Genomic DNA, 14,723 nt, shown 5'->3' with positions numbered 1-14,723 from the left:
TTGGATTAAAATTTGGGGCGCAGGATGTACATCGGTTCATCTGTCCCGGTAATTTCCCAGGGAAGTTCAGGCCCCATGTAATTATCCCTGGTGTTTTCATAAATACTTTCATTAACATTGTTGGGATCTTCAACCGGACCGGCTGCCGGTGTAGCAGCGCCGTTTTGCGGTGTCCCCGGCTGCTGACTGCCTGCCCCCTGACTGCCGGGAACAGTTGTCACTGCAACGCCCGGTTTCAGAGTATCGTTCCTTCTGATTGGATCAATATATCTTATCTTACCATCGGTTTTTTCCGTATCAGACCCTGTATCTGTTTTACCGGTCGACGGCCTTATATCACCAATACCGGAACGGGTATCATCATTTCCTTTTTTGGCGCTGGCAAGGGCAATATATCTTTGCTCCTTGATTCCAAACTGTTCCTCAGTCTGGGCCATTCCGATAATCATCTCCGTCTGGCCGCCCGCCTGTGAGATTACTTCGTCAATGCTATTTTGTTTCATCTCTTCTTCAGTAACCGTCAAGCCTTCATTGACAGCCTCAATAAGAAGGGCATACTTGCCGGTAGACATCCCTTTAACCCGGGCACTTTCCCTGATATCGGAAGGCACACTGATAGTTTTGACTTCACTGTTAATCTTACTGTCTGTAAGGACATTATTGGCAGATGCCAGAACTGCTTTTTCGATAGCATCCTTTTCCAACCCTGAATCAGGCAGAGGGGCAACACTTATCAGGACCGAATTTCCGTCAACATTTTGGATGTAACCCAGTTCCACAGCCTCCCTGGTAATGGAGGTAACTGCTTCATCAATTTTCATACCCTTCAGGTTAAGCCTTTCGAGAATTTCCCTGCCTTCGGAATTGTAGGCATGTGCTTCCAGAACATTCTCCCGGTTGCTTCTGGTTAACTCTATGCTTGGACCAATATCAATAGATACATAAGCGGTGGCAAATTCCGGAGGCTGGTTCATCACAGTCAGCAGGGGACTTGCTGTTAATAACAGGATAACAGCCGCAGCAACCGCTGCCCAACTGGCTCTGGGCAAATTAAAGAAACGCTTCCGGGCTACCGGAATTTGAACTTCCTCGCCAATTCCAGGTAATTTTCCGGTAACTCTGATACGTTTAAACTCACCTTTGGGGGTAATTAAAACCACATGGTTCCTTTCGGTCTCCATGACAACCCCTGTTACCCTTTCCATATCGTCCCCTCCTTCCTTGTAGATTTCAGACTTTCCCGAGCTTTTGCCTAGTATTGCCTCTAGAGAGCTGTGGCAATGTATTCTCTTTAGAGAGCCTTTGTAATATATTCTCTCAGATATTCAAAGTCATTCATCAGAATCAGCGTAATGGCGATAATATACTTTCGCTGTCTTTCCAATGTTTTGCGGCTGATATCAACTGATTTTTCCAACTGCTTCAGGGGCAGTTCTCTTTTGCTTAACAGGTGTGCAGCCAAATCGGCATTATTTGCAATTATTCCGGCCACTTCCATGGCTCTGATGCGGGCATCCTCATGTTTAGGAGATACCTGGACCAATTCCTGAAAACTAATGCCAAAATCCGCCAATTTTTTGGTGAAAATAATTATTTCTTCTTTTCGGTCAGCGGCAATATTTTGGGCCTGGTGCTCTTCTATCGACTGTTTGGCTTCCAGATAATAATGGATACCCTCGACGTTATCATCATCTGCCTGCTCGAAACTGGACATTGGTACTGTCCTTTTGCTGACAGTCGATTCTTTTCTGAAGTAATCTATCAGCCTTCTTTTAATAACAGTTTCAGCAAAGCTGATAAATGAAATGTTTTTGGTTGTGTCAAAACAGTCCATGGCTTCATTAAAAGCCATCAGACCGACACTGACCTCATCGTCTTCTCCCATACGGACATATCGTCCGCTTACCTTTGATACGGTCTTTAGAATAAAAGGGGTGTAACTTCGGAGCAGCCGTTCCCGCGCCATGCCGTTTCCCTTTTGTACCTCCAGGACCAGCGTTCCGCAGTCTTCAGCTTCCCCTTGTGAAGTTCTTTTCTGGAAGAGAAACCCCATGGCGGTTTACACCTCCTCCATTAATAATATTGTTCGAAAACAGTTATTGTTTTCTAAGGGTCAAAAATTTATTTTCTGAACAAAATATTCAACAAAATCGTTAGTACTATGCTTAAGATTATACTGGTAACCAAAGGAAAATAAAAGGTAAAGTTACCTTTCCGTACAAAGATATCGCCCGGCAGCCTGCCAATAGGCAATATCTTGCCTCCAAACGCAATTAAAAACCCCAGCGCCAGCAGGATGACGCCAAACAACATAATCATTTTCCCTAAGGAACCAAACTCTCCCATAAGCCAACTCCTTTGTCTATTTCCACAGGTTTTGCTGATCCGGTTTGTCACCGGGGGCTATCCCCATATGCTCATAAGCCGCAACAGTAACCACTCTGCCCCTGGGTGTACGGTTAATAAAACCAAGCTGCAAAAGGTAAGGTTCATAAACATCCTCAATTGTGTCTGACTCTTCTCCTGTTGCCGCACTGAGGGTATCCAGCCCCACCGGCCCGCCGCCGAATTTGCAGATCATTGTCGACAGGAGCCTGCGGTCGGTGTTGTCAAGCCCGAGCCGGTCAACCTCCAGCATGGTCAGGGCCTGCCGGGCCACCTCAAGGGTAATCCGGCCATCTGCCCGGACCTGGGCATAATCACGGACCCGCTTCAACAGCCGGTTGGCCACCCTGGGGGTCCCCCGGGAACGTGTGGCAACTTCCACGGCCCCCTCACTGTCAATTTCCACTCCAAGAATCCTGGCTGCTCTAACCACTATTTCAGTCAGTTCAGTGGTGTCATAAAATTCCAACCGGCTGATGACACCAAAACGGTCCCTTAACGGCGATGTCAACAGACCGGCCCGGGTAGTGGCCCCAATCAGGGTAAAGCTGGGCAGATCTATCCTGAGGGACCTGGCGCTGGGCCCCTTGCCTATTATTATATCCAAAGCATAATCTTCCATAGCCGGATAAAGCACTTCTTCCACACTGCGGTTTAAACGGTGTATCTCATCAATAAACAACACATCCCCATTGGAGAGGTTGGTAAGTATGGCGGCCAGGTCTCCGGGCCGCTCTATCGCCGGGCCTGAGGTTATCCTGACACTGACACCCATCTCATTGGCAATAATATGGGCAAGTGTTGTTTTGCCAAGACCGGGCGGTCCAAACAGGAGCACATGGTCCAGGGAATCTCCCCGCCCCTGGGCAGCTTCTATAAAAACAGAAAGGTTCTCCTTTATTTTGGACTGTCCAATGTACTCTGATAACCTGCGCGGTCTCAGGCTATATTCTATTTCCATATCCTCTTCCTTGACACCTGATGAAACAATACGTTCTTCCTCCATCTAAACCTCCACAACAAAATTGGCTTCCCTGCCTCCTGACTCCTGCCTCCTGTCTCCTAACTCCTGTCTCACCGCCCCAATTCCTTAAGAGCCAGCCTGACGGTTTCTTCCAGAGCCAGATCCTTATTGCCGGCCACCACTTTAGCCAACGCCTTTTTAGCCTCAGCAGGGTTATACCCAAGTGCGGCCAGGGCCTGCAGGGCATCTCCCGCATTATCCTCCGGGCCCGGAACAAATTCTGTTAGCCCGCTCTCACCGCCAATGTCTATTTTAGCGAACTTATCCTTTAGTTCGACAATCACCCGCTGCGCCATTTTTTTGCCCACACCCGGAATCTGTGTCAGCACATTGACCTGCTCATTGATAACGGCCTGGACCAATGCAGGCACAGTGGTCGCCGATAAAACCGCCAAAGCCACCTTAGGCCCGATCCCGGACACCTGAAGAAGCAGTTCAAATATACCGCGGTCACTTTCTGCCATAAATCCGAATAACTGCATCGCGTCTTCCCTGACATGGAGGTATGTATGCAGGGTTATATCCTGCTGCGGGTCAGCTGCCTTACCGATAACTGTGGTGGGGACAAAGACCTTGTACCCGATTCCGCCGACATCAATGACCACATGGTCTGTTCCGGTATTTACCGCTCTTCCTCTTAAGAATGATATCATTTATTACCTCCGATAATTTTAGCCATTTTATAGTAATGGGTGTGACAAATGGCCACAGCCAAAGCATCAGCGACATCATCAGGCCTGGGAATGTCCGGCAGGTTCAAAATGGTTTTCACCATATGCTGAACCTGAATTTTCTCTGCCCGGCCGAAACCTACCACCGCCTGTTTCACCTGCAAAGGCGTATATTCATGAGCCGGAAGGCCGCCGTCCGCTCCCGCAAGCATGATCACACCCCTGGCGTGACCCACCGTCAGGGCAGTGCGGACATTTTTATTGAAAAAAAGCTCCTCTATCGCAAAATGTTCCGGGCTGTATGTATCTATAAGCTCTTTTATCCCTTTATATATCTTTTGCAGCCTTAATTCCAGCGACAGGTCGGGAGAAGTCCGGATACAACCGTAATCCACGGCCTCCAGCCTGTTTCCGGTCTGTTTCACGATTCCGTAACCTGTAATTGCAGAACCGGGGTCTATTCCCAGAACCAGCATTGATACTTCAGCCCCTTTCCATTCCGAAACATTTCGACATTCACCTGAACTTATCCTGCCTGGGCCCCTCATTCTAAAATATGTAAACTAAAAACGGTTAATGGTCATTTTTCAACCATTAACCGCCCGGCAGTCAGCTCTATTGTTTAAATTCGTCGAAATTCTCCAGAGCCGAATTAAGCTTTTCTTCGGTTTCAAATTCATATAATGACTTTAGTAATCCTTGGGTATCCTGGGTCTGGTTTTCATAAGCAGTAGCCATTACCAGTTCATTCTGCAGCTCCGGGGGCAGGTTCTCCACCCCGATATTTTCCCTCAGCAGGACTTTGTGATTACAGCCCAGCGGCCCTTCATATACCGCCAGAAATCCGTCACTGATGCCCAGATGCCGGTAGTCCCTGTGGTAAAGACAAACCCTGTTTTCATTACGGGCCAGGATGAGGGTGTTTTCCTTGGTGTCATCAATACTCCATCCCTCTTCAGACGGATATTCACTAACCAGTGCGGCAAACTCCATTCCTATCAGGTCCGAAGTTGTCGGAATTCTGGTAGTGGCCCTGTCCCCACAGGTATATCTGATCTCTTCAAAAATCAGGGTGTCTTTTCCTATTGCCGGCCTGACTTCTTTGGTGTTTCCGGAAGCGGTGGTTCCCGGTCGGTACATTGTCCCGTTTTTACTGTAAATGCCATATGCTGAAGCAAAACACGCCAAAAAAATTATGGCAATACCAACATACATGAGTTTGCTTTCTTTTTTTCTGCGAAACATAGTTAACCCTCCTTTCAATGGGTCTAATTAATTACTAGTTATTTCCATTTTAAGGAGGGTTTATACATGCATATTAAATTTTTATGGTTATTCCATCATTTCATCATCAATATCAAAATTGGAATACACATTCTGCACATCGTCATGGTCCTCAAGGGCATCCATAAGCTTCAGCATCTTTTCGGCCTCACTGCCCTCAAGAGCCACTGTGGTCTGCGGGACCATGGTTATTTCCGCCACAGTGACAGGAAAACCGGCCTCACGCAAAGCAGTCTCAACGGCCTCGAATTCTTCCGGTGCACAGGTGACCTCAATACTGTCACCTTCATCTTTCATGTCCTCCGCTCCTGCCTCCAGAGCTGTCATCATTACATCATCCGGGTCAGCTTTCAAATCCTCTTTATCAATCATAATGAGTCCCTTTTTGTCAAACATCCAGGCTACACATCCCGATTCGCCCAGGTTACCGCCATACTTGGAAAACAGATGCCTGACCTCGCCGGCTGTCCTGTTCCGGTTGTCTGTCATTATGTCGAGCATAACAGCAGCGCCGCCGGGACCATAGCCTTCATAGGGAAATTCCTCGTAATTGACGCCTTCCAATTCTCCGGAAGCCTTCTGAATATTTCTGGTAATATTATCCATCGGCATATTGTTGGCCCTGGCCTTCTGGATAGCCATCTTCAGGCGGGCATTGACATCAGGGTCACTGCCGCCCTGCTTGACTGCGATAACAATTTCCTTGCCAATTTTGGTATATATCTTGGCCTTTTTGGCATCCTGCCTGCCCTTTCTATGTTTTATATTAGCCCATTTGGAATGGCCTGACATAATCAAATACCTCCCCTCGAATATAACGTTATAATTTTAGCACCGTCAATCAGATGTGTCAACAATCACCCGGGATTCTGCCCGGGGGAATTGAGAGGTACAATATCAACATCACCCCAGGCCGCCATTTTGTCATCCTTGATGGCCACGGCTCCCAGGACTCCGGGGATTTTGCGGGCAGCTTCAACACCCTTTTTGACTTCCTTTTTATCTTTGACTGCATTCCCGGCCGCTGAAGCAGCAGCATCTGCCAGAGGGGCTGATGCTGAAATAACAATAACCGCATCTGCAGCGCCCATGCTTAGAGATGGCCCCACTGTCCCGGATGAAGTACAGATTCCCAAGGGAGTCTTCTCAGGTGATATTTCAATGGCAAGACGACCGGTAAAAGGAGATTTTCCGGCAAAAACGGCCACCAGCCTTTTTCGGGCAGCTGCCATGAAAATATCGCCGCCGTTTTCCACGATTACCTCACTGCAGGTTTTGAGCAGTTCCCTGCCCACAGCCTCAGCAAAGGCGCCGGCTACGGCAGACATCGGCCCGACACCCGCCACCCGGGCTGCATCCGCCATGGCCCTGGCAAGCAAAGGGGCCCCCGGCGCAAGCGCATGGGGCCTGAGAGTTGTTTTAAACACCGGGTCTGCAGCTATATATTCTTCCAGGTCATATCGTAATGCCAGAACCAGGTTTTCTGTCTTCTTTTCCAATTGGGAACCATAACTTGGCTCATCTACACTGATATACAGGTCAGTCTCCTTTACCGTAACCCGGAAGCTTTTCAGATCCTGATTTGTCAGAGTATTCCTGTAGTCCCTGTTCACATACATATGTTTGGCTCCTGTTTACTGTTTTCCGTTACTGCCATTTACACTTGGCTCCAGGGCTTTAACCGGGCAGGTTTTTAAGCAAACCCCGCAGATAACACACTTTTCGTCATCAAATATTACTTCCATGGAAGGCCGGGAAATATACAGGGCTCCCGAAGGGCAGATACTGGTACAGGCCCCGCAGTGAGTGCACTTGTCGATATTCCTGACAATACCCTCACTGAGGTGATCTACAATAACCCCCTGACGGCGCAGGAAATCCAGCCCCTTGTCATAGTTGGGTGAATCCCCGCTCAGTTCCATGACCATAGAACCCTCTTTGCTGGGATTTACGTTTGCTTTAAGAATATTTACCATCAGGTCATAATCCTTGACCAGGTGATATATCAGAGGTTTTTCCACTATTCCTGAAGGAAATTTGAGAACAATTTTCTTTGGAGACATATTATTACTCCTTTCAGATTCAAATTTAGGGGGCAGACTTTTCTATAAGGCTTTTACCCGTAATTCCCGAATCTGCTGAAGGCAGTGTCTGAACGGGTTCGCCCAACAAAAAGTCCCCTTTGACAATCCATTGTTTCAATGTTTCAGCAATTTCCTTAGCCTTCACATAACTTGACAGAGGGGCTGTGGTCACCTCTTTGCCGTTCACCTCAATAACTCCTGATTTTAACTGGGCATAAGATACAGAAGCCAGGGTTTTGCCTGTACAGTTGGGATAGTCATAACTATAGTCAACTACAGGAGCATATATGTCCTCATCTTTAACAGAAACATACCTTACCATTTCTTCATTAAGTATCGGGATCGGGATTCCTATACCCACCGTCATGGTGGAACCATAGCCCCTGAAGCTGGTGCCTCTCAGCCATTCAGGCTTCATCTGCTTCAGGTCACCCACAACAGCCATTGTTCCCGAACCTCCCATGGGAACCCCGTTTTCACCCCTGGCTCCACACGGGCTGTGCTGAGTGCCATTCCAGGACACATACCCAATACCGCCGCCCAGAAATATCCTGGTTCCAATACCAATTGTCTTATAATACGGGTCATTAAGCAGCGGGCTCAACTGGCCGGCACTGCAATAATGGGCATTACCCATCCGTGGTTTAAGAGTACCCATATAGGTGTAAATTGTTTTCTCAGAAACATTTATAGCAATGTTATAATTCTGATAGGCATTGCGCGGGTTAAACAGAAAAGCTTCGTTAATATCATCAAGTGTTAAATATGTCTCTATCTTGCGGCGCGGATAACAATCCGTACCATATCCGGTTGCTTCAAATTTGATTGCTTTTCCTGCCAGCAGGTCTTCAATTACATGCCCCCCGCCATATCTGAAATCACCGGGATGATTCGAATTAAGGGGGTCATGGTCCGGCAGCTCGTTCACGCCCAGGTAGGCATCAACTGCGGCAACACCGGTATAAGCCGGAATACCGTTCATCCAGACCCGGTGCATTTTAATCCTGGGTTTGGAGTGTCCGAAGTTAAAAAACGCTCCTGATGAGCACATCGGTCCAAAAGTACCCGTTGTCACAACATCAACTTCCCTGGCAACGGCTTCCACCCCTTTTTCGGCAACCATGCCGATAATTTCCTCTGCCGTTACCACAACAACTTTTCCTGATTTGATTTTTTCGTTAATCTCCGCATAGGTTTTCTTCACACCCACGTGTACATCCTCCCCACTTATGCCTGGCATTTCTGCCGGCAGCAAAATAAAAAAACCTCTTCCGGCATAGGAGAGGTTTTTACACAAAAAAGCATATATCCCCCTCTTATCTGCCAGAAGAAAACTCTTCTGCAGGAATTGGCACCTTTCTCACAATAATGTGAAATGGTTGCCGGGTTTCATTGGGCCAGTCCCTCCACCTCTCTGGATAAGAGTACTTTGTATACAATTGTTAATAATATAACTGAAACTATCGTAACAACTTTTGGTCTTATTGTCAATCTATTTTTATTTAATACTTTCAACATGGGCCCGGTTATTATAGAATTAAAGCATAAAGGAGAATACCAATATGTTTAGTTTTACAGCCCAGCACATCCTGGCCATGCGCCTGATAACTCAATTTGAAATACATTCCCTGAGAGTGCTGCATAATTTTCTTTTCCTGGCCTCTGCCGAATCCCTGGAACACCATAATATCGGGTTCTATGACTTTGTCCGGGGCAAAAAAGGGGCTTACAGTCCTACTCTCCAGTCAATTATTGAAGAACTGCTGATAGGGAAAATGCTTGCCAAGGAACCCCTCAAACTTACTGAGCGGGGAATGGATACTTACTGCGCCCTGGCAAGTTCCCTGAAACCCTTTGAGGAATATGTCGACCGCTGTTTTAGTGTATATATGAAGTACAAGGACAGCCTTGAAGCCGTAAACCAGGCGATAAATAACCACTTGATTTTCCGCAGGGCCAAACCAGGTCACAAGGTCTTTACAGTCTGAACCTGGCTACTACTTCCCGGAGTTCCTCAGCCATTCCGGCAAGGTTATCTGACGCTGCTGAAATCTCTTCGATTGAAGCCGTCAACTGCTCTGTGGAAGCGGAAACCTCTTCAGCTGCAGCCGATGTTTCTTCGGTAATTGAGGCGACTCCTGCCATAGACCTGTTAACCTCTGCACTGGATGCCGTCAGTTGCTGTGTGGCAGCAGTGTTTTCCTCAGTAATGGCGCTGACATTATCTATAGCTCTGACAACCTCCTGACTGTTTCCCGAAATCTGTTGTGCAGCTGCGGAGATATTTTGCACCTGTGTATAGGTATCAGCAACGGTTATCAATATCTCTTTGAGGGCATTACCGGCATCAAGAGCCAGCCCGGTTCCTTTTTCAACTTCCCCGGTACCCTCTTCCATCGATATCACTGCAGCTTCTGTCAGTCGCTGGATATTTGTGATAAGTTCGGCTATTTCTTTGGTCGCCTTACCACTCCGTTCCGCTAGCTTCCTTACCTCATCTGCCACCACCGCAAACCCCTTGCCGTGTTCTCCGGCCCGGGCTGCTTCAATAGCCGCATTCAAAGCAAGAAGGTTGGTCTGTTCAGCAATTTCATCAATAACCTGGATTATTTCTCCTATATGCTGTGAGTGTTCCCCCAGTTCCTTTATCTTATTGGCAGAGTCAAAAACCTTGTGCTTAATCCCATCCATGCCCTGAATTGTAAATTCTACAGCATTCTCACCCTTATCGGCAGCCTGTTTCGTTTTCGCCGCAGACTCGGTTACTCTCTGAGCGCTGGAAGAAACCTCATGGATGGACCCGACCATTTGAGCCACCATTTCTGCAGTTGTGGTGATGTGGTTTGTCTGGTCCTGAGCCCCTGAAGCTATCTGCTCAATGGCCTGGCTCACCTGGCTTATTATACCCATTGAATCAGACACAAAGCCTGTCTGCTCAGAAGCTCCTCTGGCAACCTCCTGAATCGCACCGGCCACCTGCTGTGTCACTTTTGAAGCCTCACCGGAATTTACCGAGAGCTCTTCACTCGTAGCGGCAACATTTTGAGCGGACTCGGTCGTTTTTGATATTACGTCCCTTAGATTGCCCACCATTGTTTTAAAAGCGCCGGCCAGTGTTTCAATTTCATCCCCAGTCTTAACACGTGGCAGGTCTATACTCAAATCACCGTCGGCAATCTGGGAAGCAGCAGCCGTAAGGCCCGCGACAGGTCTGGAAATCCCCCTGCTCAGGACAATTCCGATTGTTAAACCCAGAACTGCGGCAGCCGCTATGATTATGTAATTGACCAACATTGCCGAATGGCTGCCCTCTTCAGCCGCCTTCACATGTTCGGCCACTTCCTGATCGTTAATATTGTCCCATTCATGTATTTTGTTATCTATCTGTTCTATTGCACTTTCAACTTTTTTCATATTTGCATAAGCGCCATCATTGTTTCCGCTGTCAACCAATTGAAATACTTCGATAATGGTACTACAAAATTCCTCATCAAGCGCCTTTATTTCAGAAACAACCTGTCTCTCATCTTCATCTAAGTCTGTACTGTCTAGCAGCTGTATAATCTCCTCAATTTCTTCTTCAAGTACATAAAACTCATCTTTTGCCGCCTTTTCTTTATTGACCAGGTACAGGAATGCATGGGCAAACTGCCCGTTATAATTATTAGACAGCTCCCAAATATGAGTACCCAGTGACCTGTGCCGGTCAACTTCGATGTACTGTCCTTCGATAGTGTTCATGCCTCTGATGCCAAAAAAACCTACAACTGCCAGGAAAAGAACAATTAAAACATATCCCGAGGTAATTTTCTGTACTAGTTTTAATTTCATTCCCCTACTCCCCCTATAGGTACTCTGAAGGTACTCATTCATTTATTAAACCAAAAGCATTTATTGTTTTATAACCGAAACCCCCTTCCTTTCGACATTGTTTTCTATATTTCGCGTTTCTTTGTTAGTTCCCTTTTTTTTCTTTTATTTTTTCCATTTATTTTTTATTATTAAGTTTTTTTCATATATTTTTTCCTTTCAATAGAAAATCCGCTTACCCAATGCAGATGTCACCAGTTCAACCGCCAATCTGGCAGTCCTGTTCCCTCCACTGTCCATAATGGGATTTACCTCACACACTTCCAGTGACCGGAGCATTTTGGTCTCAGCAATAAGCTCCAGGGCCAGGTGTGCCTCCCGGTAATTAAGGCCCCCTGTAACCGGTGTGCCGACTCCTGACGCTACTGCCGGTTCCACCACATCAAGGTCAAAGCTGACATGAATACCGTCACCGCCGCGTCCCGCTATAAGCAGCGCTTCCTTAACTACCTCTGCCATTCCCATTTCGTCTACTTTCTTCATGCTGAAAACCGTGATTTTAGACTCCCTGAGCTGTTGCTTTTCCTCAATATCAAGGTCTCTGATTCCAATTAATATTGTTTTTTCTTCTCTTATCTTTGGCGAAATACCGCCGATGTTAACAAGCTTGGGATTGCCGTGTCCTGTAACTGCCGCCAGAGACATCCCGTGAATATTGCCGGTTTCACTGGTTGACAGGGTATTGAAATCACCATGGGCATCAAACCATATTAAGCCCGGATCCTTTAACTCTTTGCTGACCCCTCCAAGTGTCCCCATAGCAATACTGTGATCTCCTCCCAGTACAAGCGGAAAATTACCTCTGCCGATCACTCTCCCTACCGCTTCAGCCAATTTTTCACAAACCTTCGCTATTTCATCAATAAACATAAGTTCCGGGTTAGCAATCTTAATACTTTCAGGTACAGGAACATCAATGTTGCCTTTATCAATAACCTCAAGACCCATTTCCTGCAGCGCCCTGCTGAGTCCCGCATACCGGACAGCGCTGGGCCCCATATCCGTTCCTCTCCTGTTGGCTCCCAGGTCCACAGGTGCCCCGATAATTTCAACAGTCATGACTTTTTCTTCCCCTTTAATTAATTTTTTCACTTGATTCTCAAAATCTCATTCAATATATTCTTTGTTTATATACGGTGAAGTCATAGCTGCAAGCAGTCCAGGATAATCCAGGTTAAACCTGACCTCGCTGCCAACAGCAAAAGTCCTGGTATCCTCGCCGAAATCCAGAACAGTATGGTCACTGGTTGCTCCAATTACATCTATATGGATTTTTTTCTGCGGACACAGAGGCAAAATCGAATCTGGCGGCACATCCTGCCTCCCCAGGGCAGCTATGCCCCGATAGTGCATCTGAAGTTCATTTTCTTCGGCATAATCGCCAAAAACATTTTTCCCGACTTCACCCATTGGAAGAGATGGCTTTTCCTTCATTTCTATCAGTTCAGCCTTCAGGGTAAAGGCATCCCGGTTGGTTCCCCCGATGGGTTCACCATTTGATAAATATCTGCCCAGCAGAATACTCTCACCGATGCGAAACTGGTTTATTCCCCGAGGCACTGAACCACTATCTACCATCTCCAGCCCACTGCTGTTGCCTCCGGAAATAATCTTCAGCTTATAGCCCAGAATGCTCTCCAGCTCACGCCCGGTCTCCAATAGCAGGTTCATATTTTTCGTGGTCGGCCTTACTCCGCTGTAACAGGCCAGATTAGTCCCTGCCCCGATAACCCTGATTCCTTTCAAAGTCTTTATCTCTTCCGCAGCCTGAAATATATCTGCCGGGAGAATCCCTTCGCGTATTTCTCCCACATCAATCATGATAATTACATCATGCCGGGTTCCGTAGTCTAAAGCACATTCAGACAGTCTGGCAAGAACGTCGGGCTCGGAATTCAAACTCATGCTGCTGTATTTGACAACATCTTTTATTTCCGACATCATCGGACTTCTGAGCAGCATCACGGGTTCTGTGACCCCTGCCTGACGCAGCCGTTTAATATTTTTAATTCTGGCATCGGCCAAAGCAGCGGCGCCGCCTTCAAGCATTGCCCTGCCCACCCTCGGGTCACCACATACTGCTTTGGTAACTGCGACTACGTTAATATTGTAAGAGGCGCACTTTTCGACAATTACCCTGGTATTTTCCTTGATTTTTTGTAAATCAATCAACAGTCCGGGGTTTTCCGTCATAAAATACACTCCATAATCAGCCGGTCCTCGCCGGGGCCGTATTCCCCGGCAATAGAGTTTACCGTCCTAAACCCGAATCGTTCCCGGTAAAGGTGAACCGCCCTTTTGTTTTGTGGGCTGACACTTAAAATGACTTTTCTGACCCCATCTTTTTTAAGATAGCTTAGAATATCCTTGAGAAATGCTGTTCCCAATCCCTGTCCCCTGTATTGGGGTAGCATAGAAACCCCATAAAAATATACAGTGTCGTGCCCTATCCAGGCTCTCATAAATTGTGCGCTGCCTACCAGCTGTCCCTCCAATTCAGCTGTGAAAACCCTGCCATACCTAATCATGGGGACCATCAGCCACTCATTATGGAGCCCGCCTTCTCCGAAAGCCTTATCTTCTATTTCAACAAGCCGCCTGGCAATATCACCGGTTAGATCGTCCACCACCTTTACTATCAGGTCAATTTTATTGGCCACAGGCAATATAGTCACATCCCTCCGGGAAAAATCAGCTTTACTAATATTCTGTATTTAACAAAGGCTTTTTATCCTGTGCGGCGAGAAGGCTCCCACCTCTTTAAGCCTTGGTCTTTTTGGCGGAAAACGCCAAAAGCCAATCATGGTGCGGATTAAGAAGCTGGCTAAATGCGAAAAGGGCTCCCGTCAGTGGGAAAAATATCGCCGGGCTTTTAACTACATCTTAGGAAAGAGTAATGCCCAGTTGACTGATATCCTCCATAAAACTACCCGCGAATTTGTCAACTGGTGCTTGGAGAATCAAGTCAGGGAAGTCGTGGTGGGAGACGTAGCAGGAGTACTGGCAGCCGAAGGGATAAGCCTGCAAAAAGTAGATGAAGCCTATACAACACAAACGTGTCCCGTTTGTGGAAGGAGGAAAAGAACCTCCTCCAGAAATTACAGCTGTCTGTGCGGATATCAGGATTTCGGAAATTATCTCTGACGGAACATAAGTATCTACGGATTGCATAAGCGAAAAGTAGTAGATGCCATGAACCTGGCCCGTATGCTAATTGGCATATAGTTGCCGGCTCTACCGGAATGATGTACTCACACCTGTCAGGTGAGGCGCCGTCGCAAGTCTGAAGCCCGGGTCGCGCTGATGGGTGGTAGCAGATAAATTCCTTCAGGATGGCTACAACTCAGCCGGCTTGCCACTCGCTCAGCTCGTGGGCCGGCTGACGTCAGACTCATCCTTCCGGAA

At 47.2% G+C, this 14,723-nt stretch carries 16 protein-coding genes, 1 pseudogene and 1 riboswitch; of the genes and pseudogenes, 2 read left to right on the top strand and 15 right to left on the bottom strand.

The window, feature by feature from the left end; genetic code table 11:
* Positions 1-5: 5 nt before the first annotated feature.
* From Ga0451573_RS13855 to Ga0451573_RS13805, 11 genes are all read right to left on the bottom strand, one after another.
* Positions 6-1,205: an anti-sigma factor domain-containing protein gene (locus Ga0451573_RS13855; RefSeq protein WP_231684730.1), complete on the bottom strand. Its 1,200-nt coding sequence runs from the start codon at positions 1,203-1,205 to the stop codon at positions 6-8.
* A gap of 86 nt (positions 1,206-1,291) precedes the next feature.
* Positions 1,292-2,053: an RNA polymerase sigma factor SigI gene (sigI, locus tag Ga0451573_RS13850; protein ID WP_231684729.1), complete on the bottom strand. Its 762-nt coding sequence runs from the start codon at positions 2,051-2,053 to the stop codon at positions 1,292-1,294.
* A gap of 68 nt (positions 2,054-2,121) precedes the next feature.
* Positions 2,122-2,346: a DUF2905 domain-containing protein gene (locus Ga0451573_RS13845; RefSeq protein WP_231684728.1), complete on the bottom strand. Its 225-nt coding sequence runs from the start codon at positions 2,344-2,346 to the stop codon at positions 2,122-2,124.
* A gap of 16 nt (positions 2,347-2,362) precedes the next feature.
* Positions 2,363-3,391: a Holliday junction branch migration DNA helicase RuvB gene (ruvB, locus tag Ga0451573_RS13840; RefSeq protein WP_231684727.1), complete on the bottom strand. Its 1,029-nt coding sequence runs from the start codon at positions 3,389-3,391 to the stop codon at positions 2,363-2,365.
* 68 nt (positions 3,392-3,459) lie between these two features.
* On the bottom strand, positions 3,460-4,062 hold the full coding sequence (ruvA, locus tag Ga0451573_RS13835; RefSeq protein WP_231684726.1) for a Holliday junction branch migration protein RuvA: 603 nt from the start codon (positions 4,060-4,062) through the stop codon (positions 3,460-3,462).
* Positions 4,059-4,556, bottom strand: coding sequence for a crossover junction endodeoxyribonuclease RuvC (gene ruvC / locus Ga0451573_RS13830; RefSeq protein ID WP_231684725.1), 498 nt, complete (start codon positions 4,554-4,556; stop codon positions 4,059-4,061). Before ruvC ends, ruvA begins: the two co-directional genes overlap by 4 nt.
* 139 nt (positions 4,557-4,695) lie before the next feature.
* Positions 4,696-5,325, bottom strand: a complete 630-nt coding sequence (locus Ga0451573_RS13825) for a hypothetical protein (protein ID WP_231684724.1) — start codon at positions 5,323-5,325, stop codon at positions 4,696-4,698.
* An 87-nt stretch (positions 5,326-5,412) separates the two neighbouring features.
* A complete protein-coding gene (locus Ga0451573_RS13820) occupies positions 5,413-6,156 on the bottom strand; it encodes a YebC/PmpR family DNA-binding transcriptional regulator (protein WP_231684723.1) in 744 nt (247 codons plus the stop codon).
* Positions 6,157-6,221: 65 nt separating this feature from the next.
* A complete protein-coding gene (locus Ga0451573_RS13815) occupies positions 6,222-6,983 on the bottom strand; it encodes a UPF0280 family protein (protein WP_231684722.1) in 762 nt (253 codons plus the stop codon).
* Positions 6,984-6,998: 15 nt separating this feature from the next.
* Positions 6,999-7,427, bottom strand: coding sequence for an NIL domain-containing protein (locus Ga0451573_RS13810; protein WP_231684721.1), 429 nt, complete (start codon positions 7,425-7,427; stop codon positions 6,999-7,001).
* 25 nt (positions 7,428-7,452) lie between these two features.
* Positions 7,453-8,658, bottom strand: coding sequence for a homocysteine biosynthesis protein (locus Ga0451573_RS13805; protein ID WP_231684720.1), 1,206 nt, complete (start codon positions 8,656-8,658; stop codon positions 7,453-7,455).
* Positions 8,659-8,761: 103 nt separating this feature from the next.
* A riboswitch (SAM riboswitch) is annotated at positions 8,762-8,873 on the bottom strand.
* A gap of 137 nt (positions 8,874-9,010) precedes the next feature.
* On the opposite strand from Ga0451573_RS13805, the gene Ga0451573_RS13800 reads away from it, so the two are divergent.
* On the top strand, positions 9,011-9,436 hold the full coding sequence (locus Ga0451573_RS13800) for a hypothetical protein (RefSeq protein WP_231684719.1): 426 nt from the start codon (positions 9,011-9,013) through the stop codon (positions 9,434-9,436).
* Between the two features lie 277 nt (positions 9,437-9,713).
* On the opposite strand, the pseudogene Ga0451573_RS13795 reads toward Ga0451573_RS13800, so the two are convergent.
* The 4 genes and pseudogenes from Ga0451573_RS13795 to Ga0451573_RS13780 all read right to left on the bottom strand — a co-directional run.
* Positions 9,714-11,264 (bottom strand): annotated as a pseudogene (locus Ga0451573_RS13795) (methyl-accepting chemotaxis protein); the annotation flags it as partial.
* 213 nt (positions 11,265-11,477) lie between these two features.
* Positions 11,478-12,377: an arginase gene (gene rocF / locus Ga0451573_RS13790; RefSeq protein ID WP_231684717.1), complete on the bottom strand. Its 900-nt coding sequence runs from the start codon at positions 12,375-12,377 to the stop codon at positions 11,478-11,480.
* Positions 12,378-12,425: 48 nt separating this feature from the next.
* A complete protein-coding gene (locus Ga0451573_RS13785) occupies positions 12,426-13,511 on the bottom strand; it encodes an alanine/ornithine racemase family PLP-dependent enzyme (RefSeq protein WP_231684716.1) in 1,086 nt (361 codons plus the stop codon).
* A complete protein-coding gene (locus Ga0451573_RS13780; RefSeq protein ID WP_231684715.1) occupies positions 13,508-13,993 on the bottom strand; it encodes a GNAT family N-acetyltransferase in 486 nt (161 codons plus the stop codon). The genes Ga0451573_RS13785 and Ga0451573_RS13780 overlap by 4 nt, the downstream gene beginning before the upstream one ends.
* A gap of 55 nt (positions 13,994-14,048) precedes the next feature.
* On the opposite strand from Ga0451573_RS13780, the gene Ga0451573_RS13775 reads away from it, so the two are divergent.
* On the top strand, positions 14,049-14,462 hold the full coding sequence (locus tag Ga0451573_RS13775) for a zinc ribbon domain-containing protein (protein ID WP_331459428.1): 414 nt from the start codon (positions 14,049-14,051) through the stop codon (positions 14,460-14,462).
* Positions 14,463-14,723: the final 261 nt, after the last annotated feature.

Source organism: Phosphitispora fastidiosa (assembly GCF_019008365.1).
GTDB lineage: Bacteria > Bacillota > Thermincolia > Thermincolales > UBA2595 > Phosphitispora > Phosphitispora fastidiosa.
The sequence above is the reverse complement of the archived record's forward strand: the minus strand, read 5'-3'. Positions and strand labels throughout refer to the sequence as shown.